Annotated in this window: 1 pseudogene; it reads right to left on the minus strand. The window is 50.1% G+C overall.

Features of this window, described 5'->3' with window-relative positions:
- Window positions 1-645: pseudogene (locus ACTHUM_RS15570) on the minus strand (hemagglutinin repeat-containing protein); the annotation flags it as partial.
- Window positions 646-886 lie beyond the last annotated feature (241 nt).

Raw genomic sequence — 886 nt, forward strand, 5'->3', positions numbered from 1 at the left:
GTCTGTGATTTGAATGTTTTGGGTGTTGATGCCGCTTTTCGTGATGCTGCTTTGACTGTCGCTGTCGCTGCCATAACCCACTGATGAACTTGCGCTGTTTTTATCCGCTACGCTTGTCAGGTGTTTGTCTTGAGGTTTATTTTGTGCGCCCTGCCCCAGCGTTTTGCCGCTTACGGCAACGCTGGCACCTAAGCCGAAACTTTCGCCTTCGTAGCGGCTGTGGTTTTGAATGTTGCTATGGGTGAGGGTGGCCGTCTGAAAGCGGTTTTTGCCTTTGTCTTCTGCGCTTTGGCTAGACGTGATGATGCCGCCTTTGAGGTCGGTGTGGTTTCCGACCTTGATTTGATAGCCGTCTTCTCCGGCGGAAATACCGCTTTGTGCGCTGATGCTTCGGTGTTCGGCGTTGATTTTGCTTTGGCTGTAACTGCCGCTTGCACTGAATCCGTAGCCTACGGTCACTTGGGCACCGGCGTTTTGTTGTTTGCCCTGATAGGTTTCGCTATCTTGTACACTTTCTATATGCAGGTTACGCGTATCTGCCTGTACGCCTTTGCCGATGAGCTGCGCACCTTTGAGGGTGGTATCCCCGCCGCTTCGGATAATCGTTTTGCCGGCCGTGCTGCCGACATGGGTGTGGCGGCGGGTCGCTTTTGTCTGATTGCTGTGGTGGCTTGTTGAAAGAAAGGTCGTCTGAAACCGTATTTGTTGTTTCAGACAGCCTCTTGGCTCAAACCTTGAGAACTGCATATGTGCGTTCCGCACATCCTACGTATTGAGTTTAGGTTTCATATGGGCCACGGCTTGCTGTTGGCTTTATAGTCCTAACAGCTCTAGAAAATATTAAAGAACACATGTTTAATGCATCCTTAAACATAGATTTTATGTG

It is taken from the genome of Neisseria sp. P0021.S006, from assembly GCF_051956895.1.